The sequence below is a fragment of the Streptomyces sp. NPDC043680 genome (genome assembly GCF_056436685.1).
The window spans coordinates 83,845-109,358 of sequence record NZ_JBWKCE010000011.1 but is presented as its reverse complement, the minus strand read 5'-3'; the positions used below and the strand labels follow the sequence as shown (position 1 = coordinate 109,358).

Sequence of the window (25,514 nt, the reverse complement as noted above, 5' to 3'; positions counted from 1 at the left end):
CCGGAAAGAAGGCCCGCACTTGTCGTGCTTGGGCCACCACCCGCAAGACCGGCGTGAGACCCACGCACTTGCACCGCAATGAAAGGCACTCTTCGTGCGCAAGAACCTCAAGCTCACCGCCCTCGCCGCCGCCACCGCCGCGCTCTCCCTCGGCCTCACCGCCTGCGGCAGCTCCTCGGACCCGGCCGCCAAGGCCGACGGCGGCACGGCCGACGCGAGCAAGCCGCTCCTGATCGCGGCCTCCCCGAGCCCCCACGCCGACGTCCTGAACTTCGTCAAGGACAAGCTCGCGGCCAAGGAAGGCCTCAAGCTGGAGGTCAAGGAGTTCACGGACTACGTCCTGCCCAACACGGCCACCGAGCAGGGCCAGGTCGACGGCAACTACTTCCAGCACAAGCCATACCTCGACGACTTCAACAAGAAGAACGGCACCCACATCGTGCCCGTCGTGAACGTGCACCTGGAGCCCCTCGGCCTGTACTCCAAGAAGGTCAAGGCCCTCACCGACCTCAAGCCCGGCCAGACCGTCGCCGTCCCCAACGACACCACCAATGAGGGCCGCGCCCTCCAGCTGCTCGCCGCGAACAACGTGATCACCCTCAAGGAAGGCGTCGGCACCAGCGCCAAGCTGTCCGACATCACCGACAAGAAGGGCCTGGAGTTCAAGGAGCTGGAGGCCGCCACCGTCCCGCGCGCCCTCAACGACGTGGACGCGGCCGTCATCAACGGCAACTACGCCATCGAAGCGCACCTCGCGCCCGCCAAGGACGCGCTGGTCCTGGAGAAGGCCGAGAACAACCCCTACGCCAACTTCCTCGCGGTCAAGGCCGGCAACGAGAAGGACCCGCGGATCGAGAAGCTCGCCAAGCTGCTGAACTCCGACGAGGTCAAGAAGTTCATCGAGGAGAAGTACCAGGGCTCGGTCACCCCCGCCTTCGGCGCCCCCCAGGCCTGATCGCCGCCCCCGTCCGGCCCCGCACGCCCACGCCGGCGTGCGGGGCCGCACGCTGCCCGCTTCCGGGCAACCCGGCCCTGCACATCCCCCGGCGCATGCTGCATGCTGTGCCTACGACCCGCACAAACGGTCCAGCAACAGCATGGAGCTGCGCATGACTACCACCTTCCCGGACGTCACCATCAGCACGGACCGGCTGGTGCTGCGCCCCTTCGACGGGGAGGACGTCACCGCGCTCACCGAGATGATGAACGACGAGCACGTCGTCGCCTGGACCTCGGCGCCCCACCCCTACACCGTCGCCGACGCCCGGGCCTGGGCCACCCGGCAGTCCCACGCCGAGCGTACCGAGGGCCGCGGCATCGTCTTCGCCGTCGCCGAGTTCCTCACCCAGCGCCTCGTCGGCATCGTCCACCTCCAGAACACCAACTGGCGCACCCGCACCACCGAGGTCGGCTACGTCACCGCCCCCTGGGCCCGCGGCGAGGGCTACGCCAGCGAGTCCGTCCTCGCCGTCGCCCAGTGGCTGTTCCGGGACCAGGGCTTCGAACGCCTCGAACTGCGCACCGCGGCCGACAACACCGCCTCCCAGCAGGTGGCCCAGAAGATCGGTTGCATCAGCGAAGGCGTCCTGCGCAACGCATGGATAGTGCGCACGCAGACCGCCGACGGCTCCTGGAGCGACACCCGCACCGACCTCATCGTCTGGAGCCTGGTCCCCGAGGACCTGGAGGACGCCGACGGCTACCGGGACCACGAGGGCTACGAAGGCCGCGAGGGCTACGGATACGAGCTCGGACGGCCCACCGGCGCGAACGGGTACGCCGTCGGCGCCGACTGGAACTGACCCGATGACCAGGTAGTCTCACCGTGCCCGCATCCCCGCGCCCGCCCCCACCCCAGGAGACTGACGACGATGGCCGACCGGGTCACGGTGATCGGCTGGGACGGCTCCGCCCTGACCGCGGCCGCCCGGTCCGCGCTCTCCGCAGCCACCCTCGTGGCCGGCGCCGCCCACCACCTCGCACTGCCCGAGGTCCCGCCCGCCGCCGAACGCATCCGCCTCGGCAGCCTCGGCTTGGCCGCCCGCCGCATCGCCGGCCACCGCGGCACCGCCGTCGTCTTCGCCGACGGCGACCCCGGCTTCTTCGGTGTCGTACGCACCCTGCGCGCTCCGGAGCACGGCCTCGAAGTCGAGGTCGTCCCCGCCGTGTCCTCCGTCGCCGCCGCCTTCGCCCGCGCCGGCATGCCCTGGGACGACGCCCAGGTCGTCGTGGCCCACCCGCGCACCCTGCGCCGCGCCGTCAACGTCTGCCGCGCCCACGGCAAGGTCGCCGTCCTCACCTCGCCCGGCGCCGGGCCCGCCGAACTCGCCCTGCTGCTCGGGCCGGTCCACCGCACCTTCGTCATCTGCGAGGAACTGGGCACCGACAAGGAGCAGGTCTCCGTCCTCACCTCCGACAAGGTCCCCGACCACAGCTGGCGCGACCCCAACGTGGTCATCGTCATCGGCGGGGCCGGCCAGGCCGCCGCCTCCGCCGAACCGCCCTGGCTGCTCGGCCAGAACCCGGCCCAGGCCCTCACCCGCGGCTGGGCCCGGCCCCGGGCCGACACCGGCGAGGGGGAGTCGGCGCAGCTGCGCGCCGCCCAGCTCGCCCGTCTCGGCCCCCGCACCGGGGACCTCGTCTGGGACATCGGCGCGGGCTCCGGAGCCTTCGCCGCCGAGGCCGCCGCCTTCGGCGCCGCCGTCATCGCCGTCGACGCCGACCCGCGCGCCTGCGAACGCGTAACTGCCGCCGCCCGGGAGCGCGGCGTACAGGTCCGGGTCGTCCCCGGCCGTGCGCCCCACGTACTGGAAGACCTGCCCGAACCCGACGTCGTCCGCGTCGGCGGCGGGGGAGCCCAGGTCGTCGCGGCCGTCGCCGACCGCCGCCCCGAACGGATCGTCAGCCACGCCTCCACCCGCGACGAGGCGGAGGCGATCGGCCGCGCGCTGACCGAAGGCGGCTACACCGTCGAGTGCGCGTTGCTCCAGTCCGTCGGCCTGGACACCCGTACGTGGAACGAACAGGAGCGTTCCGTCGTCTTCCTGCTGGCCGCCGAACGCCCCGTGAACCGCTAGGCGGGAGGGCGGGGTAGGCTGGCCGATCGTCGTACTGCCCTGGTCGTACTGTCCTGGTTTGGTCGGGCGTGACGGTGTCAAAAGGCGCTCGACGTGGCGCAGTCCACAGCAGACCATGTCAGTTATGGCCGCCGTGGTCGCTAACGGGCGCGACAATGCTTACTGGTTGTCGCACGGTGTGTGCGAAGACGGACACGTCGCACGGCAGCCCCGCACGCAACGCCGCCCGACGGCCTCGTGGGCGGCAGGGCGATCGAAGAGGGCAACACCGATGGGCGAGGGGTACGCATGACTGACACCGGCCAGGTACCGGGCGAGGGTCTCCCGGACAATGCGGGCATGGTGGATCAGCAGGGCATTCCCGCTCCGGCCCAGCACCCCGCCGCCGCACCCGCGCCCGTCCCGGGGGGTTACGCCTTTCAGGACCTCGTGGACAACCCGGCCGAGCCGGAGGACGAGGAACTGCTGCTGATGCCGAGCGGCCAGGGCGCATGGAGCGACCCCCAGGTCGTCCCGCCGGCCCCGGCCTTCCCCATCGAAACCTCTTACGACGCCCCGTACGCGGAGTACCCCGAGGCGCCGGCCGCACCCGCCTACGCGGAGCCCGCCTACCCCGAGCCCTCGCCGGCCGCGCCGTCCTTCCCCGAGCCCTCCTTCGCCGACCCGTCCTTCGCCGACTCCTCGTACAGCGCGGGCGCGCACGAGGCCGGCGGCCGTGACTCCGGCGCGCTCGACCTCGGCGGCCTCGTGGTCCCGCCCCCGGCGGCCCCCGCCGCCCCCGCGGCCCCCGCTGCCCCGGCCCGCCGCCCGCTGCACATGGGGCCGCCCGTACCCGAGGCCACCGGCGGGGTCGTACGCTCCCTCGCCGACCGGGGTCCGGCCACCGCTCCGGTCGCGCCGCAGCCCGTCGCCGCTGCCGTGAGCACCCCGGTGGCGCCGATCCCGGTCCCGCAGTCGGGGCCGCCGACCACCGGACCCGAGTACCTGGACGTGCCGCGCCCGCAGGCCGCCGCCCCGGTTCCGCAGCCGGCCGAGATCCCGCTGCAGGCGGGGGCCCCGTGGGGGACCGAGCCCGTGGCGGTGGCGGAGGCCGCGCCGCAGCCGGAGCAGCAGCCCGCGCCGCAGCCGCAGCCCGAACCGCAGCCCGAACTCCAGCCGCAGGCGGAGCCGGTCGCGGTGGCCGAGCCCGCGTCGCAGCCGGAGCCCGTGGCAGCCGCGCAGCCCGAGCCCGGGGAGGCCGCAGAGCCCGCGCCGATGCCGGAGCCGGAGCCCGCGTCGCCGGAGCCGGAGCCCGCTGCGGTGGTGGCGGCCGCCGAGCCCGCCGCCCCCGCGCCCGAGCCCGTCGTCGAGGCCGCACCCGTGGCCGCCCCGGAGCAGGCGGAGCAGGCGCCGGCCGAGCCCCAGCCCGAGCCGGCGCCCCAGCCCGCCGAACCGGTGGCCCAGGCCCCCGAGCCCGTGGCCGAGGAGCCGGTGGCGGCGCAGGACGCCCCGGAGGCCGTGGCCGTCGTGGCGGACGCCGCTCCGGCCCAGCCCGAGGCACCCGCCCCCGCGGCCGCCGTGGAGCCGGAGCCGGCTCCGGTGGCGGTAACCGAGCCCGCCGCCGAGCCGGTCCCCGAGCCCGCCGCCGAGCCAGCCCCCGAGCCCGCCCCCGCAGAGTCGGCCGTCGAGCCGGTCGCCGAAGCCGTCGAGCCCTCCGCCGGCGAGCCGGCCCCCGCGTACGACGACGCCGAGCGCGAGGCCGTCCTGCGCGTCATCCGTGAACGCCGCGACATCCGCAACGGCTTCCGCACCGACCCCATCCCGCACGAGGTGCTGCTCCGCGTCCTGGAGGCCGCGCACCACGCGCCCAGCGTGGGCCACTCCCAGCCCTGGGACTTCGTCGTCATCCGTTCCGCCGAGACCCGCCGGACGATGCACGAGCTCGCCCAGCGCCAGCGCGAGGCCTACGCGAAGTCGCTGCCCAAGGGCCGGGCGAAGCAGTTCAAGGAACTCAAGATCGAGGCCATCCTCGACACCCCGGTGAACATCGTCGTCACCGCCGACCCGACCCGCGGCGGCCGCCACACCCTCGGCCGGCACACCCAGCCGCAGATGGCCCCGTACTCCTCGGCGCTCGCCGTCGAGAACCTGTGGCTCGCCGCGCGGGCCGAAGGCCTCGGCGTCGGCTGGGTCAGCTTCTTCGACGAGCGCGAGATGGTCCGCGAGCTGGGCCTGCCCGAGCACCTGGAGGTCGTCGCCTACCTCTGCGTCGGCTACGTCGACGAGTTCCCGGAGGAGCCCGAGCTCGCGCAGGCCGGCTGGTCGCAGCGCCGGCCGCTGGCCTGGGTCGTCCACGAGGAGACGTACGGACGCCGCGCACTGCCCGGCGAGGAGCCGCACGACCTGCTCTCCGAGACCGTCGCCGGCATCCGCCCGCTCGACGCGAAGGCGCTCGGCGAGGCCTGGGAACGCCAGAAGCGCATGACCAAGCCCGCCGGGGCCCTGGGCATGCTCGAAATCATCTCCGCGCAGCTCAGCGGCCTCTCCCGGGTCTGCCCGCCGCCGATCCCGGAGCCCGCTGCGGTCGCGATCTTCGCGGGTGACCACGGGGTCCACGCCCAGGGGGTCACCCCCTGGCCCCAGGAGGTCACCACCCAGATGGTGGCCAACTTCCTGGGCGGCGGGGCGGTCTGCAACGCCTTCGCGAACCAGGTGGGCGCCGAGGTCTGCGTGATCGACGTGGGCGTCGCCGGGGACCTCCCGGCCACGCCGGGCCTGCTCCCGCGCAAGGTCCGCCCGGGCACGGCGGACCTGTCCACCGGCCCGGCGATGACCCGCGAGGAGGCCGTCTCGGCCATCGAGGTGGGCATCGAGACGGCCCGCGACCTGGTGGCGGCGGGCAACAAGGCGCTGCTCACGGGTGAGATGGGCATCGCGAACACCACGGTGTCCGCGGCGCTGATCTCGGTGTTCACCGGCGTCGACCCGTCGGAGGTCACCGGGCGGGGCACCGGCATCAACGACGAGACGCACGCCCGCAAGGTCGAGGTCGTCCGCCGTGCGCTGGAACTCCACCAGCCGGACCCCGCGGACCCGATCGGAGTCCTCTCGGCCATCGGCGGCCTGGAGCACGCGGCGATCGTCGGCCTCCTCCTGGGCGCGGCCTCCCTGCGCACCCCGGTGATCCTGGACGGCGTGAGCGCCGGCGCGGCCGCCCTGGTGGCCCGGGCGATCGCCCCGGAGGCCCTGTCGGCGTGCATCGCGGGCCACCGCAGCGCCGAGCCCGGGCACGTCGCCGCCCTGAACAAGCTCGGCCTGCGCCCGCTGGTCGACCTGGACCTCCGCCTCGGTGAGGGCACGGGCGCACTGCTGGCCCTTCCGCTGGTGCAGAGCGCGGCCCGCGCGATGCACGAGGTCGCCACGTTCGACTCCGCGGGCGTCACCGAGAAGTAACCCCCACCCCACCGCTGCACGGAGCCCTGCCCCACCCCGTCACACCAGGGCTGATCACAGCCCGCGGGGCGTTTGAGCGCACCGGGCGCGGAGCGCCCGGAACGGGGTGCCGGGCGCGGCCCGTGCCCCTGCCGGGGGCCCGGGGGCGGGGCCCCCGGTTTCGGGAAGGGGCGGGGTGGGGAGACGAGCCCCGCGCAGCGGCGGAACGGCCGGGTCGTATCGTGGACCCGCACACCCGAAACCGCACGTCACACCGGACCAGCCGCTCCAGCGCAGCAGCGGCCACGCAGAACACCGCCGTATCAGGAGCCGCACCGCCATGGCCGAACACCCCGCGTACCCCGTCGGTCTGCGCCTCGCCGGCCGCCGCGTCGTCGTCATCGGCGGCGGCCAGGTCGCCCAGCGCCGCCTGCCCGCCCTCGTCGCCGCCGGCGCGGACGTCGTCCTGATCTCCCCCTCCGCCACCCCGTCGGTGGACGCCATGGCCGAGACGGGCGAGATCCGCTGGGAGCGCCGCCGCTACCAGGACGGGGACCTCGACGGCGCCTGGTACGCCCTCATCGCCACCCGGGACCGCGAGGCCAACGACCGCGCCTCCGCCGAGGCCGAGGGCCGGCGCGTGTGGTGCGTGCGCGCCGACGACGCCGACGCGGCCACCGCCTGGACCCCGGCCACCGGCCGCGTCGAGGGAGTCACCGTCGCCGTCCTGAGCGGCAACGACCCCCGCCGCTCCGCCGCCGTCCGCGACGCCGTCGTCGAGGGACTGCGCGACGGCTCCCTCACAGCCGGCCGCTCCCACACCCCCGGCGTCGCCCTCGTCGGCGGCGGCCCGGGCGACCCGGACCTGATCACCGTCCGCGGCCGCCGCCTCCTCGCCGAGGCCGACGTGGTCATCGCCGACCGGCTCGGTCCCCGCGACCTGCTCGACGAACTGCCGCCGCACGTCGAGGTCATCGACGCGGCGAAGATCCCGTACGGCCGCTACATGGCCCAGGAGGCCATCAACAACGCCCTGATCGAGCACGCCAAGGCGGGCAAGGCAGTGGTCCGGCTCAAGGGCGGCGACCCGTACGTCTTCGGGCGGGGCATGGAGGAGCTCCAGGCGCTCGCCGAGGCGGGGATCTCCTGCACCGTCGTCCCCGGCATCTCCAGCTCCATCTCCGTGCCCGGCGCCGTCGGCATCCCGGTCACCCACCGCGGCGTCGCCCACGAGTTCACCGTGGTCAGCGGCCACGTCGGCCCCGACGACCCGCGCTCGCTGGTGGACTGGGCCTCCCTCGCCAAGCTCACCGGCACCCTGGTGATCCTGATGGGCGTCGACAAGATCGGCCTGATCGCCGAGGCGCTGGTCCGGCACGGCCGCGCCGCCGACACCCCCGTGGCGGTCGTCCAGGAGGGCACCACCGCCACCCAGCGCCGGGTGGACGCCACCCTCGCCACCGTCGGCGAGACCGTCCGCGCACAGGAGGTCCGCCCGCCGGCCGTCATCGTCATCGGCGAGGTCGTCCGCGTCGGAACCCCGCATGCCGCAGCCCCGACCGCCGCGGCCCCGAACGCCGGAACCCCGAACGTCTGAACCGCCGCCGCCCCGCAGGGCCGTTGGCACCACACCCAGGACAAGGCAGTATCACCCCGTGGCAGATCTCATCACCGTCGAAGACCCCGACGACCCGCGGCTGCACGACTACACGGGCCTGACCGACGTCGAGCTCCGGCGGCGCCGCGAGCCCGCGGAAGGCCTGTTCATCGCCGAGGGCGAGAAGGTCATCAGACGCGCCAAGGACGCCGGGTACGAGATGCGCTCGATGCTGCTCTCCGCCAAATGGGTCGACGTCATGCGCGATGTCATCGACGAACTGCCCGCCCCCGTCTACGCCGTCACCCCGGAGCTCGCCGAACGCGTCACCGGCTACCACGTGCATCGCGGCGCCCTCGCCTCGATGCAGCGCAAGCCGCTGCCCGCCCCCGCCGAGCTCCTCGCGGACGAGGGCGCGGGCCGGCGCATCGCCGTGTTCGAGGGCTTCGTCGACCACGCCAACCTCGGCGCCGCGTTCCGCAGCGCCGCCGCCCTCGGCATCAGCGCGATACTGCTGTCCCCGGACTGCGCCGACCCGCTCTACCGGCGGGCCATCAAGGTCTCGATGGGGTCCGTCTTCTCGGTCCCGTACGCACGACTGGACGCCTGGCCCGCCGACCTGGAGAAGGTCCGCGAGGCGGGCTACCGGATCCTGGCCATGACGCCGAGTCCGAAGGCCACCCCGCTGGACCAGGTCCCGCCGGAGCGCTTCGAGCGGTCGGCGATCATGCTGGGCTCCGAGGGACACGGTCTGTCGACGTACGCCCTGCGCGCAGCCGACGAGTGGGTCCGGATCCCGATGGCGGAGGGCATCGACTCCCTGAACGTGGCAGCCGCCTCGGCGGTCGCCTTCTACGCCACCCGCCCGCCGCAGCAGCCCTGACGGGTCAGAACTTCTGGGCGGCGGCGATGCCCAGGGCCACGATCAGCGTCACCACGACGAACACGATCAGCCGCTGCCGCATCAGCTTCGGGTCAGGCCGCGACGGGCGCCGTCCCGTCCCCGTGGTCCGGGGCGCCGGGCGGCCCCCCGTACGCCCCGCGGTCGGGCGGGAGGACGGTCCCTGGCCCCCGGCGGGGTTCCGGGAGGACGAGGGCCGCGAGTGGGGTCCGCTGTGCGGGCCCTTGGGCTGTCCCTGGGGCGCGGGAGTGCCGCCGGTACGCCGCTCCGTGCGCTGGTCGGCGTACTGCTCGGGGAGCCGCCCGGTGGGCCGTTCGGCCCGTACGCGCGGGGCCGGCGGGCGGCCGTCGGACAGGCCCTGGGCCTCCCGGGCCGCGATCTCCTTGAGCCGCATCGACAGCTGGAGCGTGCTGGGCCGGTCCTCGGGATCCTTGGCCAGGCAAGCCCGTACGAGGGGTGCGAGCGCGTCCGGGACCCCGTGCAGGTGCGGCTCCTCGTGCACCACGCGGTACAGCATGACCTCGGAACTGCCGTGCCCGAAGGGGGAGTCGGCGGTCGCGGCGTAGGCCAGGGTGGCGCCGAGGGCGAAGACGTCGGTGGCCGGGGTGACGGCGGCCCCGCGGACCTGCTCGGGGGCGAGGAAGCCGGGGGAGCCGACGGCGGTGCCCACATGGGTGAGGGTGCTCGCGCCGGTGGCCCACGCGATCCCGAAGTCGATGATCCGGGGCCCCTTGGGGGACAGGAGGATGTTCGAGGGCTTCAGGTCGCGGTGGACGACCCCCGCCTCGTGCACGGCGACCAGTCCCTCGGACAGCGCGGCGCCGATCGCGGCGATCTGCGCGGCCGTCAGGGGGCCTTCCTCGGCCACCTTGTCGTGCAGGGAGGGCCCGGGCACGTACTGGGTGGCGAACCACGGCCGTTCCGCCTCCAGGTCCGCGGCCACCAGGCGAGCGGTGCACCCGCCGCGGATCCGCCGGGCAGCGGACACCTCGCGCGCGAAGCGGGAGCGGAACTCCTGGTCCTCGGCCAGATCCGGGCGGATCACCTTGAGCGCGACGCGCTGGCCGCGCCGGTCCGAGCCCAGGTAGACCACGCCCATGCCCCCGGCGCCGAGCCGCCGGTGCAGTCTGAACGAGCCGACGACACGCGGGTCCTCGCGCCGGAGCCGCATCATCGCCATGTCCACCCCGCTGACCGGTCGTCCTGTTGACGTGGCACAGCTTACGGACCATCCGCCACGAGCGCTCAGAGGCCGCGCCCTCGCCGGAGGAATCGATCGTCTGTGCGTCATCGCCCACTTGAGGGTTCCTCAGCCCTCCCGCCCGGTCGCCGGGCACCGCGTGCCGACTGCCCCAAAGAGCCTTGCCCCCAAGGGGATTGGGGCGGCAGCCGGGGTCGGGGGCGGCCGACGGGCGCACGCGGGGCGCGGCCGGACGGGGTGATCTTGTTGTGTACCCCGTAGGCGGAGACGCATGCGCGGGGAGTGACGCAAGTGAGCGAAGTCACCACCCTCCGGTCACCCCCTCGGGGATGACCCCTACAACGGGGGGCCGATCTCCACCCAGGGGAGTACACGGGGAGGGAGCCGTCATCCTCCTGGAGGCCTGTCAAGGGGTACGAAGGCAGGACGCCGGGGGGTGCCCGCCCGCCTAGTGTTGAGGACAAGCGGTGGGTGGCGCACTCGTCCCCCGAGGTCACAAGCCCACCGCTGCCGACACAGGGAGAGGACCATGGCGGACATCGCACGGCAGGGGCGCAAGGCATTCGCGTTCAACGGCCACGAGTCCGGTACGCGCCACCCGCTGGTGGCCGCGGCCATGGTGCTCCCCCTGGCCGCCCTCCTGCTCTTCCTCTTCGGAGGCTTCGACCAGGTGGCGGCACAAGCGTCGTCCGTCGGTGTGATGCTCGGGCGCTGAGCGGCGCCCGAGCCCGGGAGAGCGGCCCGGGCAGACATCGCCTGTCGCACCCCGTGGGGACGGGGGCGCGGCGACGGACGGCAGGTGAAGGGTGCTGCCCGTGCGACTGGGGAGTCGCACGGGCAGCACCCTTTTTGATGCCGCGCAGGCGTACGGTCGTGCGGCCCCCGCAGGGCGTACGATCACGCCGGGCCCGCTGCCGGGCCCGGCGCCACCGCCCGACCCCGGGGATCCCATGCCGACGTCCTTGCCCGCGGCCCTCGCAGCCCTCGCGGCCGCCACCCTGCCCGCCGCGCCCGTGCCGCGGCCGTACGAGCTGCTCGCGGACCGCGAGGACGGGACCGTCGTGCGGTGCGGCGCCGCCGTGGCCAAGGCGCACGCCGGGGACAGTGACCGGGAGGGCCTCGCGGTCCGGATGCGGATCGCCGCGGACGAGGCGCTGGCCGGCGTGCTGCTGCCCCCGCTCAGCACCGAGGTCCGCCGCCTCCACGGCCGCCCGGTGACGCTCTGGCCGTACGGCGCCCCCGTGGACCCGGAGCGGCCGGGGGACGCCCCCTGGGAGGCCGCCGGACGGCTGCTGGCCGCCCTGCATCACGTACCGGTCCACCGCCTGCCGGGTCCCGTGCCCCCGATGCGCGGCCCCGCCAAGGTCGCCCGCGCCCTGCGCCGCCTGGCGCAGGCTCCGCCGCACCCGCAGACGCCGGGCCCCGCCGAGCACGTGCGCGCCGCGGCCCGCACCCTGCCCGCGTGGGCCCGGGGCGAGGAGCCCGCCCCGCCGGGCGGGAGGCTGTGCCACGGGGACCTGCACTTGGGGCAGTTGGTGCGCGGCCCGGTCAAGGAAGCCCCGGGCAGGCGGGCCCCGGGCAAGGGGGGCCCGGGCGCGGCAGGGGAGTGGCGGCTCATCGACGTCGACGACCTCGGGGTCGGCGCCCCCGCCTGGGACCTGGCCCGCCCCGCGGCCTGGTACGCCGCAGGGCTGCTCGATTCCGGCACCTGGGTCCGCTTCCTCGACGCCTACCGGGCCGCCGGAGGGCCGGCTGCCGGGCCGCCCGGCTCGGACCCGTGGCCGGAACTCGATGTCCCCGCCCGGGCCCTCACCGTACAGACCGCGGCGCTGGCGCTGGCCAAAGCGGCAGAAAAGCACCGCCGACTCGATGACGTGGAACGGCTGATGGTGGAGTCCTGTACCCGAATAGCCACCCTCCCGCCCGACTTGGAGCCGGGGGCTCCGTCGTAGGGTGAGCTTCACGCCACCGGGCATGCATCCGGTGTCGACGCAGACGGCGAGGAGTTGATCCGGTCATGCAGTGTCCGAAGTGTCACGCGATGATGCACACCTACAACCGCAACGGCGTTCAGATTGAGCAGTGCAGCGGCTGTCGCGGCATCTTCCTCGACTACGGCGAGCTGGAGGCGCTGACCCGCCTGGAGTCGCAGTACACGGCGGCCCAGTACGGCCAGGTCCCCCCGCCCGCCGCGCCGCCGGCCCCCTATCCGGCGCCGCACGCCGCCCCGGCGCCCGCCTGGGGTGCCCCGCACCACGGCGGCCACGGCCACCACGGCCACCACCGCGGCGGCTTCGGCCGGATGCTGTTCTCCTCCTGACCCGCAGGGCACGCGAAAGCCCCGGCCGTCGAGACGGCCGGGGCTTTCCGGTGGTGCGCGATACTGGGATTGAACCAGTGACCTCTTCCGTGTCAGGGAAGCGCTCTCCCGCTGAGCTAATCGCGCGGGTACGGCTGTGAAGCCGCAGGTGGAACAGGTACTGCAGGATACTGCGTGCGCGATACTGGGATTGAACCAGTGACCTCTTCCGTGTCAGGGAAGCGCTCTCCCGCTGAGCTAATCGCGCGGGGGTCCTTGCGGACCAGTGGACGATACTGGGATTGAACCAGTGACCTCTTCCGTGTCAGGGAAGCGCTCTCCCGCTGAGCTAATCGTCCTTGGAGGTGGAGACGGGATTTGAACCCGTGTAGACGGCTTTGCAGGCCGTTGCCTCGCCTCTCGGCCACTCCACCATGGAGCTGCAGGGGTTCTCGGGAAGATCCCCCACTTCGAGCGGACGACGAGACTCGAACTCGCGACATCCACCTTGGCAAGGTGGTGCTCTACCAACTGAGCTACGTCCGCAGGTCACCGGGCTCACTCCGGGGTTTCGGCCCCTTCGCTCCCTGGCGACGTGTTGAACTCTAGCGGATTACCGGGCCAGCTCAAAAACGCGTTTCCGCAGCGTGCTGCCGCTCGATCACGGCCGGTCACCCGACCGTCACCGCACCGGCGCCGCCGCCCCGCCGGTCATAGACTCGCAGCCGTGCACGACCTGCTTCCCCTGGCCCGCTTCGGCGGCCTCCTCGCGACGGACCTCCGCGACGTCACCAGCGACCCTTCCGCCCTCGACTCCGCCGGCTTCTGGGCGGTGGCAGCCGACTTCGAGGGGCGGCTGGTCTGTGCGCGCTTCGGGGACATACGCCCCGACCCGGTGCCCGCGCCCGTCCCCGGGGCCTGGCGGGGTCCCGCCGTCGACCGGTGGTCCTCCTCGCTCGACCGCGCGGCCTACACGGCCGGCGTACGGCGCATCCGCGAGCACATCGCCGCCGGCGAGGTCTACCAGGCCAACCTCTGCCGGGTGATGTCCGCGCCGCTGCCCGACCCGGCCCGCGCCGACGTCGACGCCCTCACCGCCCTGCTCGCCCGCGGCAACCCGGCCCCCTACGCAGGAACGATTCGCCTGCCGGCCCACGGCGTCGAGATCGCCACCGCCTCCCCCGAGCTCTACCTGCGCCGGGCGGGCCGCCACGTCGAGTCCGGCCCCATCAAGGGCACCGGCCGTACCGCCGCCGACCTCCAGCCCAAGGACCACGCCGAGAACGTGATGATCGTGGACCTGGTCCGCAACGACCTCGGGCGGGTCTGCGCCACCGGCTCCGTCACCGTCCCCGAGCTGTGCGCCGTGGAGGAGCACCCGGGCCTGGTCCACCTCGTCTCCACCGTCGGCGGAGAGCTCGCCGACGGCGCCGGCTGGCCCGAGCTGCTCGCCGCCACCTTCCCGCCCGGCTCCGTCACCGGCGCCCCCAAGTCCTCCGCGCTGCGGATCATCGAAGCCCTGGAGACCGCCCCCCGCGGCCCCTACTGCGGCGGCATCGGCTGGGTCGACGCCGACCGCGGCACCGGCGAGCTCGCCGTCGGCATCCGCACCTTCTGGATCGACCGCCAGGCCCCCGGCGGCCCCCGGCTGCTCTTCGGCACCGGCGCGGGCATCACCTGGGGCTCCGACCCCGAGCGCGAATGGGCGGAGACCGAACTGAAGGCCGCCCGCCTGCTCCAGGTAGCGTCAGGAGCCCATGCGGTGACAGGTACCCCTGGGTGAGCGGAGGGATCGTACGGTGAGGATCTGGCTCGACGGCGCGCTGCGGGACGCCGACAGCGCACAGGTGTCCGTGTTCGACCACGGGCTGACCGTGGGCGACGGAGTGTTCGAGACGCTGAAGGCGGAGCGGGGCAAGGCCTTCGCGCTCACCCGCCACCTGGAGCGGTTGACCCGCTCGGCCCGCGGGCTCGGGCTGCCCGACCCGGACCACGACGAGGTGCGCCGCGCCTGCGCGGCCGTCCTGGAGGCCAATCCGGTGCCGCTCGGCCGACTGCGCATCACCTACACCGGCGGTGTCTCCCCGCTCGGCTCCGACCGCGGCGAGGCCGCCCCGACGCTGGTCGTCGCCGTCGGCGAGACCACCCGCCGGCCGGACACCACCGCCACGATCACCGTCCCCTGGGTGCGCAACGAGCGGTCCGCCGTGACCGGCCTGAAGACCACCTCGTACGCCGAGAACGTGGTCGCGCTGGCCGCCGCCCACCGGGCCGGGGCCTCGGAGGCCTTGTTCGCGAACACCGTCGGGCAGCTCTGCGAGGGCACCGGCTCCAACGTCTTCGTCGTCCTGGACGGCGAACTGCACACCCCGCCCCTCGCGTCCGGCTGCCTCGCCGGCATCACCCGCGCCCTCGTGGTGGAGTGGGCCGGGGCCAAGGAGACGGACCTGCCCTTCGAGGCCCTCCAGCAGGCCGAGGAGGTCTTCCTGACCTCCACCCTGCGCGATGTCCAGGCCGTCCACCGCGTCGACGGGCACACGCCGTCCGCGGCGGCCCCCGGTCCGGTCACCGCCGAGGCGATGCGGATCTTCGACGCCCGCTCCGGGGAGGACCTCGACCCGTAACCTCCTGCCCGCCCTTAAACGACTGTCGTACGGGCCGCGGGGAGGGGTAGAACTCGACTGATGACCACCACCCTGCGGCCGAGCGGGCCGCTTCAGCAGAGCACCGGCGGCGCGCGCTCGCGCCCGTACGAGATCCGGGTCAACAGCAGGCGCGTCGGCGCCCTGGTGGCGGCCTGTGACACGCCTTTCGGGCCGACGGTCGGCGAGATCCGGGACCTGGCCGTCGACGAGCCCGACCGCCGCCGGGGCCGGGCGACGGTGGGGGCCCTCGCCGCCGAGGAGGTGCTGCGGGGCTGGGGGTGCCGCGCGGTCCGGGTGTCCGTCCCGGCCGGATCGGCGGGCGGGCTGCGCATGGCCGAGGCGCTCGGGTACGCGGAGCAGGGCCGCAACATGGTCAAGGAGCTCCCGGCGCAGCCGCCGGCTCTGGGCGGCGGCGTCACCGGCCGTCCCATGACGCAGGCCGAGTACACCGCCTGGTTCGCCGAGGCGCTGCGGGGCTACGCCGCCGACTGGACCAGCCGCGGGATGTCCGCCGAGGCCGCCCGCGCCAAGGCCGCGGCCGACCACGAACGCCAACTGCCCCAGGGCCTGGCCACCCCCGGTGTGACCCTCGCCGTGCTGGAGGCGGCGGGCGCGCCCGTCGGCCACCTGTGGCTGGCGCCGAACGAGCAGGGCGCGTACGTCTACGACGTGGCCGTGGCGCCGGAGCACCGGGGCAGGGGCCACGGCCGCGCCCTGATGCTGTTCGCCGAGCGCACCGCCGTCGCCGCGGGCCACCGCCTCCTCGGCCTCCACGTGTTCAGCGGCAACACGCCGGCCCTGCGGCTCTACGAGTCCCTCGGCTACCGGCCGACCGTCTTCCACTTCTCCAAGGACCTGCTCTAGCGGGCCCGGCTCCGGCGGGCGGTCCCGGCGGTCGGCTGCCCGCCGGCGGTCAGCTGCCTCCGGCGAGCAGCCGGTCGGCGATCTCCTCGATCCGGGCGCGCAGGCCGTCCTGGCTCTTGCCGCCGTCGAGGCGCTGGTCGCCGATCACGTACGTCGGGGTGCCGGTCACGCCGATGGCCTTGCCCTCGGCCTGGTCGGCGTCGACGATCAGGATGTGCCGCCCGTCGATCAGGGCGGTGTCGAACTCCTCCACGTCCAGGCCGAGTTCGCGCGCCACGTCCAGCAGCACGGCCTCGCCGCGCTCGGCCAGCTCCGCGGTGCGGGCCAGTACGGCCTCCGTGTACGGCCAGCCCTGCCCCTGCTCGGCGGCCTCCTCGGCGGCCTGCGCCGCCGCGAAGGCGTGCTTGTGCTTCTCCAGCGGGAAGTGGCGCAGCCGGATGTCCAGCCGGTCACCGTAGCGGGCCCGGAGGGCGCGTACGTCGTCCAGGGCGCGGTGGCAGTCCGGGCACTGGAGCTCGCACCAGACGTCGAGGATCACGGAATCGGTCATACGGACAGTCTCCCAGCCCCCCGGCCCGGCGACCGCCGCGGGCTCTGCCCCCGGGGCGACCCGGAGATGTCCCGGAGATCGGCCCGGCGCATGGCCTGTACGACGGTGCCCGGTGCACGATGGAGGGGACGGACCGCCCGGACCTGGAGGACAGCATGCTGGCCGAGACCATATGTTCCGCGGTGTCCGCGGCCGGCCTGGGCGTCGCCGCGGTGACCGCCTACCGCAGGCGCTTCCTGGCGGCCACCCGGATCACGGCGTACGCGCTGGTGCCGGTGGCGCTCGTGCTGACGGGTGTCGTCGCGTGGCTGTCCGACGTCGTCTTCAAGCCGACCGTCTGGATCGGCTTCGGGCTGCTCGGGTTGGCCTGGCTGCTCTTCGCCACCACCCGCGCCGTCGAGCGCCGCGGCCTCGCCAAGGGCGAGAGGGCCGCCGACCCGGCCAAGGGCCGCCCCGCGCACCAGGCCGTCGCCCCCGGCGCCTCCACGCCGTCACCGGCCGGCCGCACCCCGGCGGCTTCGCAGCCCCCCGCGGACGACTTCTCCGACATCGAGGCGATCCTGAAGAAGCACGGGATCTGAAGCACGGGATCCCGAGCGCGGGATCGCCGGCGCGGGACCCGAAGCACGGAACGCGAGGACGGCGGGCGGATCCGCCGAGGGTCCACGAGAAGGGGTGAACCCCCGCGTGGACAAGGGCGTGTTGGGGTACGTCCGCAGGCGCCCTGCGCCATCATCGGCCCGACATGCTCGACACATCGCAGGGTGAACCGCCGGTTCCGACGCCGGCACCGGTCCCCGCCCCGGTCGCCGAGGAGCCGCGAGGCTGCCTCTTCGCGCTCTCCCAGCCACCCCTGATGATCTTCCTCGGGGTGATCGGCACCCTACTGCTGCTGGCTGCCGTTCATGACCTGTTCCTGCTCTGACAGGGCCGCCTCCGGTCCCGCGTCGGCCTCCTTGCGACGCGCCCGGTACGCGGCCACGTGCAGCCGGTTCCCGCAGGTCCGGCTGTCGCAGTAGCGCCGCGAGCGGTTGCGCGAGAGGTCCACGAAGGCCCGCCGGCAGTCGGGGGCCTCGCAGCGGCGCAGCCGCTCCTGCTCCCCGGAGACCACGATGAACGCGAGCGCCATGCCGCCGTCGGCCGCCAGGTGGTCCCCGAGGGAGGCGCCCGGCGCGAAGTAGTGGACGTGCCAGTCGTAGCCGTCGTGGTCGGTCAGCTGCGGGGTGGTGCCGGCCGTGGCGACCAGCTCGTTGATCAGCTGGGATGCGGCGCGCGCGGTGGGCGCAGCGAAGACCTGGGCGAACTTGCCGCGTACCGTCCGCACCCCGGCGAGGTCGCGGGCGCCGAGCTCGCCGACGTCGCTGATCTCGTACTCGCGGACGAAGGCGCGCAGCGAGCCGATGTCCGCCAGCCCGTCGGGCTGGTCCGCCTCGGCCGCGGTGTTCACCAGCGCGACGACGACGTCGAGCGCGCGACGGGTGTCGTGGGGAATCTGCACGGGGGTCGCTCCCTGGGGCCGGGCCTGCGGCGACGGTTCCATGCCGCCGGTGGGGGCCGACTCTAGCTCCCCCGGCCGCCGCCGGGACGTGGCCCACCCCGAAAACCGCACCGGCGCCGTCCTCGCAGGTGGCTCCCGCGAGAACAGCGCCGCTGCTTGCCGTATGTGGTGGTCCGGCCCGCACCGTCGCCCCGAGTCGGACGGTGTCGGGCTGGGGTGGGCCTGGCTCAGCTTTCGGCCAGGATGTGGGAGAGCTCCTTGTCGAGGTCGAAATGCCGGTGCTCGGTCCCGGGGGGAACCGCGGCGTCCGTCCGCTTGAGGAACGATTCGAGTGCTCGTGCGGGTGCTTCGAGCAGCGCTTCTCCCTCCGGTGAGCTCAGGGCGATGCAGACGACGCCCTGACCGTGGCTGCGGGACGGCCAGACGCGGACGTCTCCGGTTCCGGTGGGCCGGTGCAGGCCCTCGGCGAGGAGATCACGGGCGAATACCCATTCGACCGTCTCCTCGGCGCCGGTGTGGAAGGTGGCGTGCACGGCGTAGGGGTCGGCCGTGTCATACCGCAGGCCCGCGGGAACAGGCAGTGAAGACTCGCTCGACACAACGAGGCGCAGGTGCAGCTCGCAGCTGACCGTGGTGTTCATAAGCGCCAGGGCCTTTCGCTCAGTGTGCGCTCGGGGATTCGCACGTCGGCGAAATCGACATGCCACCTACGGTGCCGTTGTAAACCCCTCTGACCGTTTTGCGGACCTCTGGGTCCCTCGGACGGCGGATCCGAACGACCTTTCACGTGTGCTTCAGGCTCCGGTAGATTCGGGCTCATGAATACGGGGAGTGACCACGGGGCCCACGAGCCCGCAGGCGACCAGAGCACCGAGCACGCCGAGGAACACGAGCTGCACGTGTCGAAGGCGCCCGACTTCATCAAGAGACGACGCACCCTGCACCTGAGCTGGCAGGTCGGCGTGTTCGTCGTGGGACTCGCCGTCATCGGCGCCGGTGTGGCCATGCTCGTGCTGCCGGGCCCCGGCTGGGTGGCGATCTTCGCGGGCCTGGCGATCTGGGCCACCGAGTTCGCCTGGGCGCACCTCGTGCTGCGCTGGACCAAGCGCAAGGTCACCGAGGCCGCCAAGAAGGCCCTCGACCCGAAGGTCCGCCGCCGCAACATCATCCTGACCACCGTCGGCCTCGTGATCGCGGGCGCGCTGATCGGCTTCTACGTGTGGAAGTACGGCCTCACGATGCCCTGGAACCTCAAGGACCAGTGATGCCCCGCCGAGGGTGGTCCTGGAGCACCGCTGACATGGGGTAATGTTTGCGGTGCGTCCGGGCGATTAGCTCAGTGGGAGAGCACTTCGTTCACACCGAAGGGGTCACTGGTTCGAACCCAGTATCGCCCACCCGGACCAAGGGCCCGGAGACTTCTCGAAGTCTCCGGGCCCTTGGCGTTCCCGTCCCCGCAGGGGCCTCAGCGCAGGCGTCCGAGGGCCGCCCGCAGCCGCCGCGCATCGCGCAGCCGCTTCTCGTACGTGGCCCCCACCAGCAGGAGCAGCAGCCCGGCCAGCGCCGGCGGCAGCCAGCGCGGCAGCGCGCCGACCACCTGGACCACGTACGGGGCCAGCTCGTGCACCGCCACCGCGGCCAGGGCGGCGCCTCCGAGCACCAGCGGGGCCTGGAGCCGCCGGTGCGCGCCCGCCAGTGTCACGCCCAGCGCCGCACCGCCGAGCAGCAGCGGCCTCAGCCAGTGCGGATCGCCCCAGAGCGCGGCCAGGCTCGGCAGCAGCGTCGCGGCCAGTCCGGGCCCGTACGCGGTCCACGAAGAGGCCTGCGGGTCCCGCCGGCGGCGCAGGTAGCCCACGGCGAGCGCCGGCAAGGTCGCCGACAGGGCGTACGCCTCCGGTACGGCGACACCGGACGCCGCCAGCCGGATCCAGGCGGCCGCCACCCCCAGCACCCCGGCCGCCCAGCCCAGCGAACGGCGCTCCGGCCGCACCGCCGCGCCGGCGCAGACCACCCCGGCCAGCGCGCACACCAGCGCCGACAGCGGCCGGGCCGGCCCCGCCGAGCCCGCCAGGAGCAGCGCCCCCAGACCGACCGCCCCCGCCGCGACCTCGGCCGGAACCCGCACGGCCCCCAGCCGCGGACCGAGGGCCGCGACTGCCGCCGGGACGACCAGCAGGGGCAGCCCCCACCAGGCCGGCGCAAGCCCCCAGAGTGCGCTCAGCGCCGCCGCCGTCGCCCCCGCGTACCCGACGGCCAGTCCCGCCCCGCAGGCCCGCACACGGCCCGCAGCGGCCCCGTACGCCGCCGCTGCCGCGCTGCCCGCACTCAGCAGGCCGAGCACCGCCACGGTGGCCGTACGCCCGTCCAGCGCGGCCACCGACACGTCCACGGTTCCGACCAGGGCGCACACCCCCGCCGCGACCCCGGGCCCGCCCGCCACCCGCAGCGCGCCCACACCGGCGGCCGCCGTCACCGCCAGCTGCGCCGCGAGCACCACCGCCACCGGCAGCCCGAGGAACATCGGCGCGGTGAACAGCCCGGCCCAGCCGCACACCACCGCGACCACCGCCGGCTCCCGGTACGGCAGCGCCCGCGCCGCCGCCCAGCCGCACACCACCGCGACCACCGCCGGCTCCCGGTACGGCAGCGCCCGCGCCGCCGCCCAGCCGGCCGCCGCCGCGACCAGCAGGGCCACCGCCGCGGCCGGGCCCGGCCCCCACGGCTGGGGCACCGGGGTGGTCGCCGCCCACACCTCGCGCAGCACCTCCGCCCGGGAGGCCAGGCGCAGCGCCGCCGCGGACAGCGCCCAGAGCACGGCCAGGGCCGCCACCCCCGCCCCCGCCCGGGTGAGGCCCCGCCGGACCGCCGCCGGCAGCCCGCTCGCCGCTCCCACCGCCGGCAGCGGCAGCGCGAGCAGCAGGAGGACCACCACCGCCCAGTCCGGAGCCAGCTCCGGCCGCAGCGTCCCGCCGGCCGCCGCCACCGCCGCCAGGCCGCCCGCCAGTGCGGCGCCCGACGCCGAGGGCTCCCGCCAGGCCACCGCGACCCCCAGCACGGCGCAGCCCCCCAGCAGCGCCGCCGGACCCGCCGCCGCTCCCGCCGAGAGCGCCCCGGGCACGCCCGAAAGGCCGGTCAGCAGCGCCCCCGCCCCGAGCGCCGCGGCCAGCACCCAGGCAAGCCGGACCAGCCCGGCCAGCCGGGACCCGGCGGCCGCGAGCGCGAGGGCCGCGTCCAGCGCCGCCGTCACCAGCAGCGCCCAGCCGAGCCCCACCCCGCCCGCGCCGGAGGCCGCCGCGGCCAGCGGCAGCGGGAGCTGCGCGGCCAGGACCGCCGCCGGCCAGGGCAGGGCCAGCTTCGCCGCCGCCCGGCCGTAGCCTGCCCACACCGCAGCCAGCACCGCGGCCGCACCTGCGGCGTAGGCCGTGCCGTCCGCGTCCGGCACGCCGACCGCGTACACCGCGTACGCGTCCAGCACCGTCAGCAGCAGCCCCACGGCCGCCACCGACTCCGCCGTGGACCGCAGCCCGCGGCGTAGCAGCAGCACGGGCGCACCGAGCGCCCCCGCGGTCACCAGCGCGAGGACGGCCGAGCGCCCGGCGATGCCCAGCGAGCCCCAGCTGAGCAGCGTGAACGCCAGCGCCGCCACCGCCAGCAGCACCGCGCCCAGGGTCAGCAGCACGTTCTGCGCGCCCGGGGCCGAGGCCTCCTTCGGACGCGTGGGCGCAGGTGCGGGCGCGGGCCATCCGGCCGGCACCGGCAGCCGCAGCAGCCACTCCCGGCGCGCGAGCAAGTACGAGCGGCGGTGGTCGAGTTGGGCCAGCTCCCGGTCGATGAGCGCCAACTCCTCGGCGGGCGGCAGCGGCATGTCGGGCGGCCGGGGCATGTCGGGTGGTGGAGGTGCCATGCCCGGAGTGTGGCCCCGCTCACGCCCGCGGGGCCATGGGGGTCCGTACTCAGATCCGCCCTGAGTACCCGCGGAAGCGGGGGAGTAGCGCATACCGGGGGCTGCGGCGGGCCAGACTGGAGGCATGCACCGCTGGAGCCGCTACCGCTTCCGCAGCGTGTGGGACCTCGACGCCCCGCCCGCACGCGTCTACTCCGTACTGGAGCAGGCCGGCCAGTACCCGCGCTGGTGGCCCCAGGTCCGCCGGGCCGAGGCGATCGACGGGCGCAGCAGCGCCCTGTGCATCCGCTCCGTGTTCCCGTACGAGATCCGGATGACCGCCACCCGACTGCTGAGCGATCCCGCGCGGGGCGTCCTGGAGGCGGCCCTGCACGGCGACATCGAGGGCTGGGCCCGGTGGACCGTACGCCCGCGCCGGGGCCCCGGCGGCGAGGGCACGCGGGCGCTGTACGAGCAGGAGGTCGAAGTGCGCCGGCCGCTGTTGCGGACGCTGGCGCTGCCCGCACGGCCCGTCTTCCGGCTCAACCACGCCCTGATGATGCGGGCCGGGCGCAACGCCCTCGCGGCGCATCTGGCGGCCCCGCCGGAAGCGGTTTGAACCAGACCCGGTGCCTCTTGTATTGTTCAGTCCGTTCCCGGGCGATTAGCTCAGCGGGAGAGCACTTCGTTCACACCGAAGGGGTCACTGGTTCGATCCCAGTATCGCCCACCGGGACAGGCCGGTCCGTCATCGACGGACCGGCCTTCCGCATTCCCGGGACCGTTCCCCGAGAGCGTTCCCCGGGACCGTCCTCACGCCGCCGCCGACACCTCCGGCCGCAGCGGCCAGTGCGGATCCACCGCCTCCGGCGTGCCCTGGCGGGCGAACCACGCCTGCAGGCCGCGCGCCTGCGCCGCATGCCACACCGCCTGCAGGGTGTGCAGTTCGGCCGGGGTCAGCCGCTCCAGGCGGCCCGCGAACCGGCGCCCCACCGCCCGGACGACCTCCAGGGAGGCCAGCGCGTCCACGGCCGCGTCATGCGCGCCCTCCAGCTCTATCCCGTAGTGCGCGCACAGGTCCGTCAGCGTGCGGCGGCCCTTGCGGTACCGGTCCAGGTGCTTGTCGAGCACCCGCGGATCCAGCACCGTCAAAGGCCGGTTGTCCAGGTACCGGGCCAGGGTCGAGGCCCGGTGGCGCCGCAACTCCCGGTCCAGCAGCGTCAGATCGAAAGGCGCGTTCATCACCACCACCGGCCGCCCCGCCACCTGCTGTTCCCCGAGTGCACGGGCTATCTCCTCCATGACCGGCGCGGGCCACCGCCCGTTGCGCTGCAGGTGGTCGTCGGTCAGACCGTGCACCTCCGTGGCCTCCGGGGGCACGGGGACACCCGGATTGACCAGCCAGCGGGTGGAGCGGACCCGGCCGCCCGCACACTCCTGCACGACGAGAGCGGCGGACACGATCCGGTCCTGCTCCACGTCCACCCCGGTCGTCTCCGTGTCGAATGCGGCCAGCGGTCCCTCGTACCAGCGCGTCATGGCGAACTCCTCGTCCCCGATCGGCAGATGGGCGCGCACCGATCACGCCGCCCTTGCCCGAGTCGGTGATACCCGGCCTGTTTGCGCCGTACGCCGTTTGCGGCCCCTCCGGTACGGAGACAACTTCCCCGGGGGGCCGTGCACATGAGCGGTCGTCAACCCCGCCCCCTCCCATCCCCCCTCACACGGCAAGCCCGGAAGGCAAGGGGAGCCGGCCATGGCGCTCGCGCAGCCCGAACCGGGCGGGGTGCTGCAGGGGCGGATCGATCCGCGGAGCGATCCGCGGAGCGGACTGCTGCGCGGCACACTCGCCACCACCGCCTGCATGGAGACCCTCCAGGTGGGCTACCTCCACGCCGTCGCGGCCGCGGCCGGCTGCTCGCTCTCCCAGCCCTTCCCGGACAACGGGATCGACTGGCAGGTCAGCCACGGCGCGCCCGAACACGTCGTCGACGACGAGGTCACCATCAAGGTGCAGTTGAAGGCGACCTACCAGATCGCACCGCGACCGCCGGGGCCCACCTTCGCCTTCACCCTCGACAACGAGCACCTGGTGAAGCTGGCCCGCACCCCGGTCGCCGTCCACAAGATCCTCGTCGTGATGCTCGTCCCGCGCGAGCGCGACCAGTGGCTGTCCGCCGGGCACGACCGGCTCGACCTGCGGCACTGCTGCTACTGGACCAACCTCGCCGGACACCCCGTGACCGGCCGGCGCCGGACCACCGTACGGATCCCCACCACGCGGATCTTCGACGACCGTGCGCTGTGCGAGATCATGACCCGGGTCGGGTCGGGAGGGACACCCTGATGCACTGGCACGCACCGCACCTCGAACCGCTGTCGTCCCCTTCGGAGTACGCCGACTTCGCGGAGCCGGGGACGCCCGACCCCCTGCACGTCGACCCGGCCGTACTGGGCGCGCTGCTGCACCGGCACGGCTGGCAGCGCCGGGGCGGGGCGGCCGGCCGGTACGGGCGCTGGACACCGCCCGGCCGCCCGGGCACGAGCCTCCTCGTCCCCGAGAGCCGGGCCTTCCCCGACTGCACCGACCTGCTGGAGGAGGCCCTCACCGCGCTGTCGCACAGCGGGCTGCCGTCGGCGCGGGAGGTGCTCTACGGGCTGAGCGTGCCCAGCGACGAGATCCGCTGGGAGCGGCAGATCGCGCAGGGCCCCGAAGGGCTGTACGGGCCCCGGGGCGAGGCCGCCTGGACGGTGCAGGAGCAGCTGCGCTCGGCCGCCCGGCAGCTCCTGCTGGCCGGAGCCCTGGCCGACCGGGCACGGGCCGGCTACTACGGGGCACGGCACCGCGCCCAGGCCGAGCGGAGCCTGGACGGGGTCCTGGTGGGCCCGGCCCCCGGCGGCCGCCGACTCACCGCGTACGTCCCGGTGGACGGGGGGCGGGGGACCGTGACGCGGCTGCACCACGCCCTGCACGCGGCCCGTGAAGCCGTGGACTACCGGCGCGCCACCGGCGGCATGGAGGCCTTCGACGCCGCCGTGGAGGCGGGCGTCAGCCGGGAGCTCGCCGACGCGCTGATCTCGCTGGTGCGCGGCTCGGAGGGAGCCCGGATCGCGCTCGCCTGGGCGCCCGCCGCCGGGGTTCCGGCGGGGTGCGCGGCCCGGCCGGAGCCGGTGGAGTTCTCCCCCGGGGACCTGCCGGTGCTCCGGGAGGCGGCGGCCCGCTACACCCGCGAAGAGCCGGCGGTACCGGTGCGGGTGGCCGGGGCGGTGGTCCGCATGCGCAGGTCCGCGCCGGGGGGCGGCGGGACCATACGGCTGCGGGTGCTGGCGGGCGCGGAGGTCCCGTACGTACGGGCGGTGCTCGACGAGGAGGCGTACCGGGTGGCGGGCCACGCCCATCTGGTGGGCCTGCCGATCCGGATCAGCGGCCGCCTGCAGCGCCGCGGCGGCTTCCGGCGGCTGGCGGAAGCCGCCGATGTCACGCCCGTCCCCCTCGACGAGGTGGAACGCGACCGCCTCATGAAGTCCCTGGACGAGTCCCTCGACCCCACGGACGTCCTGCCGTCGGACGACTAGGGCCCCCGCTCG

At 74.6% G+C, this 25,514-nt stretch carries 24 protein-coding genes and 7 tRNA genes; 20 read left to right on the top strand and 11 right to left on the bottom strand.

Annotation, left to right across the window (positions count from 1 at the left end; translation table 11 throughout):
* The first annotated feature begins 94 nt into the window (after positions 1-94).
* From AC0666_RS22475 to AC0666_RS22450, 6 genes are all read left to right on the top strand, one after another.
* Positions 95-955, top strand: coding sequence for a MetQ/NlpA family ABC transporter substrate-binding protein (locus tag AC0666_RS22475; RefSeq protein WP_468970737.1), 861 nt, complete (start codon positions 95-97; stop codon positions 953-955).
* Between the two features lie 154 nt (positions 956-1,109).
* Complete coding sequence (locus tag AC0666_RS22470; protein ID WP_361719294.1) at positions 1,110-1,802, top strand: GNAT family N-acetyltransferase; 693 nt, start codon at positions 1,110-1,112, stop codon at positions 1,800-1,802.
* A gap of 69 nt (positions 1,803-1,871) precedes the next feature.
* Positions 1,872-3,077, top strand: a complete 1,206-nt coding sequence (cbiE, locus tag AC0666_RS22465; RefSeq protein ID WP_468970740.1) for a precorrin-6y C5,15-methyltransferase (decarboxylating) subunit CbiE — start codon at positions 1,872-1,874, stop codon at positions 3,075-3,077.
* A 288-nt stretch (positions 3,078-3,365) separates the two neighbouring features.
* Positions 3,366-6,509 (top strand): nicotinate-nucleotide--dimethylbenzimidazole phosphoribosyltransferase, encoded by a 3,144-nt coding sequence (cobT, locus tag AC0666_RS22460; protein ID WP_478708171.1) that lies wholly within the window; start codon positions 3,366-3,368, stop codon positions 6,507-6,509.
* A gap of 319 nt (positions 6,510-6,828) precedes the next feature.
* On the top strand, positions 6,829-8,085 hold the full coding sequence (gene cobA / locus AC0666_RS22455; RefSeq protein ID WP_468970746.1) for a uroporphyrinogen-III C-methyltransferase: 1,257 nt from the start codon (positions 6,829-6,831) through the stop codon (positions 8,083-8,085).
* A 58-nt stretch (positions 8,086-8,143) separates the two neighbouring features.
* Complete coding sequence (locus AC0666_RS22450) at positions 8,144-8,968, top strand: TrmH family RNA methyltransferase (RefSeq protein ID WP_361719283.1); 825 nt, start codon at positions 8,144-8,146, stop codon at positions 8,966-8,968.
* 4 nt (positions 8,969-8,972) lie between these two features.
* Here AC0666_RS22450 and AC0666_RS22445 read toward each other — a convergent pair whose 3' ends face one another.
* Positions 8,973-10,172, bottom strand: a complete 1,200-nt coding sequence (locus AC0666_RS22445) for a serine/threonine-protein kinase (RefSeq protein WP_468583739.1) — start codon at positions 10,170-10,172, stop codon at positions 8,973-8,975.
* A 544-nt stretch (positions 10,173-10,716) separates the two neighbouring features.
* Here AC0666_RS22445 and AC0666_RS22440 point away from each other — a divergent pair.
* The 3 genes from AC0666_RS22440 to AC0666_RS22430 all read left to right on the top strand — a co-directional run bounded on the left by AC0666_RS22440 (position 10,717) and on the right by AC0666_RS22430 (position 12,507).
* Positions 10,717-10,902, top strand: coding sequence for a hypothetical protein (locus AC0666_RS22440; protein WP_037797219.1), 186 nt, complete (start codon positions 10,717-10,719; stop codon positions 10,900-10,902).
* Between the two features lie 235 nt (positions 10,903-11,137).
* Positions 11,138-12,139 carry an aminoglycoside phosphotransferase/kinase family protein gene (locus AC0666_RS22435; RefSeq protein WP_468970750.1) on the top strand — a complete coding sequence of 334 codons (1,002 nt, stop codon included), beginning with the start codon at positions 11,138-11,140 and terminating at the stop codon, positions 12,137-12,139.
* Between the two features lie 65 nt (positions 12,140-12,204).
* Entirely contained in the window at positions 12,205-12,507 is a 303-nt protein-coding gene (locus AC0666_RS22430) for a TFIIB-type zinc ribbon-containing protein (RefSeq protein WP_361719275.1), read from the top strand.
* A 51-nt stretch (positions 12,508-12,558) separates the two neighbouring features.
* On the opposite strand, the gene AC0666_RS22425 is transcribed toward AC0666_RS22430, so the two are convergent.
* From AC0666_RS22425 to AC0666_RS22405, 5 genes are all read right to left on the bottom strand, one after another.
* Positions 12,559-12,633 (bottom strand) — tRNA-Val (locus tag AC0666_RS22425).
* 49 nt (positions 12,634-12,682) lie between these two features.
* Positions 12,683-12,754 (bottom strand) — tRNA-Val (locus AC0666_RS22420).
* A 19-nt stretch (positions 12,755-12,773) separates the two neighbouring features.
* A tRNA-Val gene (locus tag AC0666_RS22415) sits at positions 12,774-12,845 on the bottom strand.
* A gap of 1 nt (position 12,846) precedes the next feature.
* Positions 12,847-12,920, bottom strand: a tRNA-Cys gene (locus AC0666_RS22410).
* 39 nt (positions 12,921-12,959) lie between these two features.
* Positions 12,960-13,032, bottom strand: a tRNA-Gly gene (locus AC0666_RS22405).
* Positions 13,033-13,213: 181 nt separating this feature from the next.
* Here AC0666_RS22405 and AC0666_RS22400 point away from each other — a divergent pair.
* The 3 genes from AC0666_RS22400 to AC0666_RS22390 are packed head-to-tail and all read left to right on the top strand — an operon-like array spanning position 13,214 to position 15,995.
* Positions 13,214-14,269 carry a chorismate-binding protein gene (locus AC0666_RS22400; protein ID WP_468583737.1) on the top strand — a complete coding sequence of 352 codons (1,056 nt, stop codon included), beginning with the start codon at positions 13,214-13,216 and terminating at the stop codon, positions 14,267-14,269.
* Between the two features lie 16 nt (positions 14,270-14,285).
* Complete coding sequence (locus tag AC0666_RS22395) at positions 14,286-15,110, top strand: aminotransferase class IV (RefSeq protein ID WP_468583736.1); 825 nt, start codon at positions 14,286-14,288, stop codon at positions 15,108-15,110.
* Positions 15,111-15,170: 60 nt separating this feature from the next.
* Positions 15,171-15,995, top strand: a complete 825-nt coding sequence (locus AC0666_RS22390) for a GNAT family N-acetyltransferase (protein ID WP_468583734.1) — start codon at positions 15,171-15,173, stop codon at positions 15,993-15,995.
* A 49-nt stretch (positions 15,996-16,044) separates the two neighbouring features.
* Here the strand turns inward: AC0666_RS22390 and AC0666_RS22385 are convergent, their stop codons facing one another.
* Positions 16,045-16,545 carry a DsbA family protein gene (locus tag AC0666_RS22385; RefSeq protein ID WP_361719264.1) on the bottom strand — a complete coding sequence of 167 codons (501 nt, stop codon included), beginning with the start codon at positions 16,543-16,545 and terminating at the stop codon, positions 16,045-16,047.
* 119 nt (positions 16,546-16,664) lie between these two features.
* Between AC0666_RS22385 and AC0666_RS22380 the strand changes: the two genes are divergently transcribed.
* The gene (locus AC0666_RS22380; RefSeq protein ID WP_468583733.1) at positions 16,665-17,126 is read left to right on the top strand and encodes a hypothetical protein; all 462 of its coding nucleotides are present in this window, start codon (positions 16,665-16,667) and stop codon (positions 17,124-17,126) included.
* Between the two features lie 164 nt (positions 17,127-17,290).
* A complete protein-coding gene (locus tag AC0666_RS22375) occupies positions 17,291-17,470 on the top strand; it encodes a hypothetical protein (protein WP_361719258.1) in 180 nt (59 codons plus the stop codon).
* Here the strand turns inward: AC0666_RS22375 and AC0666_RS22370 are convergent.
* Positions 17,429-18,043, bottom strand: a complete 615-nt coding sequence (locus AC0666_RS22370; RefSeq protein WP_361719255.1) for a CGNR zinc finger domain-containing protein — start codon at positions 18,041-18,043, stop codon at positions 17,429-17,431. The two genes, AC0666_RS22375 and AC0666_RS22370, sit on opposite strands and share 42 nt — an antisense overlap.
* A gap of 227 nt (positions 18,044-18,270) precedes the next feature.
* Positions 18,271-18,684: an SsgA family sporulation/cell division regulator gene (locus AC0666_RS22365; RefSeq protein ID WP_030011909.1), complete on the bottom strand. Its 414-nt coding sequence runs from the start codon at positions 18,682-18,684 to the stop codon at positions 18,271-18,273.
* 177 nt (positions 18,685-18,861) lie between these two features.
* Between AC0666_RS22365 and AC0666_RS22360 the strand changes: the two genes are divergently transcribed.
* Together AC0666_RS22360 and AC0666_RS22355 are read left to right on the top strand one after the other, a co-directional pair.
* On the top strand, positions 18,862-19,308 hold the full coding sequence (locus AC0666_RS22360) for a TIGR02611 family protein (protein WP_478708170.1): 447 nt from the start codon (positions 18,862-18,864) through the stop codon (positions 19,306-19,308).
* A 60-nt stretch (positions 19,309-19,368) separates the two neighbouring features.
* Positions 19,369-19,440 (top strand) — tRNA-Val (locus tag AC0666_RS22355).
* A 68-nt stretch (positions 19,441-19,508) separates the two neighbouring features.
* On the opposite strand, the gene AC0666_RS22350 is transcribed toward AC0666_RS22355, so the two are convergent.
* Positions 19,509-21,947, bottom strand: a complete 2,439-nt coding sequence (locus tag AC0666_RS22350) for an SCO7613 C-terminal domain-containing membrane protein (protein ID WP_478708169.1) — start codon at positions 21,945-21,947, stop codon at positions 19,509-19,511.
* Positions 21,948-22,071: 124 nt separating this feature from the next.
* On the opposite strand from AC0666_RS22350, the gene AC0666_RS22345 reads away from it, so the two are divergent.
* Together AC0666_RS22345 and AC0666_RS22340 are read left to right on the top strand one after the other, a co-directional pair.
* On the top strand, positions 22,072-22,545 hold the full coding sequence (locus AC0666_RS22345) for an SRPBCC family protein (RefSeq protein ID WP_468583728.1): 474 nt from the start codon (positions 22,072-22,074) through the stop codon (positions 22,543-22,545).
* A 39-nt stretch (positions 22,546-22,584) separates the two neighbouring features.
* Positions 22,585-22,656, top strand: a tRNA-Val gene (locus AC0666_RS22340).
* Between the two features lie 83 nt (positions 22,657-22,739).
* On the opposite strand, the gene AC0666_RS22335 is transcribed toward AC0666_RS22340, so the two are convergent.
* The gene (locus tag AC0666_RS22335; RefSeq protein WP_361719332.1) at positions 22,740-23,465 is read right to left on the bottom strand and encodes a 3'-5' exonuclease; all 726 of its coding nucleotides are present in this window, start codon (positions 23,463-23,465) and stop codon (positions 22,740-22,742) included.
* Positions 23,466-23,682: 217 nt separating this feature from the next.
* Between AC0666_RS22335 and AC0666_RS22330 the strand changes: the two genes are divergently transcribed.
* Positions 23,683-24,273 carry a DUF4365 domain-containing protein gene (locus AC0666_RS22330; RefSeq protein WP_468583726.1) on the top strand — a complete coding sequence of 197 codons (591 nt, stop codon included), beginning with the start codon at positions 23,683-23,685 and terminating at the stop codon, positions 24,271-24,273.
* Positions 24,273-25,502, top strand: coding sequence for a hypothetical protein (locus tag AC0666_RS22325; protein WP_468970765.1), 1,230 nt, complete (start codon positions 24,273-24,275; stop codon positions 25,500-25,502). Before AC0666_RS22330 ends, AC0666_RS22325 begins: the two co-directional genes overlap by 1 nt.
* The last annotated feature ends 12 nt before the right edge of the window (positions 25,503-25,514 follow it).